At 33.9% G+C, this 649-nt stretch carries 1 protein-coding gene; it reads right to left on the bottom strand.

Translation table 11 applies throughout. The annotated features are described in order from the left end of the window. Positions 1–36 precede the first annotated feature (36 nt). A partial coding sequence (locus VM932_RS16690) for an IS3 family transposase (RefSeq protein WP_326280433.1) occupies positions 37–649 on the bottom strand: 613 nt, incomplete at its 5' end.

Consider the following 649-nt stretch of genomic DNA (forward strand, 5'->3'; position numbering starts at 1 on the left):
TGAGTCGTCCTAAAATAGGTTGACAGTTTTTAATAATTAAATCAATCCAGCGAAGCTAGCTTCGCTGGATTTTTTGTTATGTATAAAATTAGGTGTTTTGTATTTAAGACTCAAATGTGGTCTTTTGTTATTATAGGTTTTTATTGACTCTACGATTAGTCGTTTCAATTCTTTGCCTGTATTACATTTATTGATAAAGAACTCTCCTTTTAAAATGCCATTTATTCGCTCTGCCAACGCATTCTGATAACAATCGTACCCATCGGTCATTGATGGTATTGTATTCGATTTTTCTAATTCAAGTTGATATATTGTAGAACAATATTGTAAGCCTCTATCAGAATGATGTATTAGTTCTTTAGAGGTTATTCTGTTCTTAGCAGCCATCCTCATTGCCATCACTACATTTTCAGCACTCATGTCATCACTTAGGTGATAACCCATTATTTTTCTGCTAAAAGCGTCTGTCACCAATGAGAGGTAATGGGTTCTTTCTCTGCTTTTAATATAAGTAATATCGCTTACAAAGTATTCCTCTGGTCTTACTGGTGTTACATCCTTCATCAGGTTGGGGTGTTTCCTCAACCAATGTTTAGAATTGGTGGTCTTAGTATAATTCTTCTTTGGTTTTATTAGCATTGATTCAGAT

The sequence above is a fragment of the Flagellimonas halotolerans genome (genome assembly GCF_035818535.1).
Taxonomy (GTDB): domain Bacteria; phylum Bacteroidota; class Bacteroidia; order Flavobacteriales; family Flavobacteriaceae; genus Flagellimonas; species Flagellimonas halotolerans.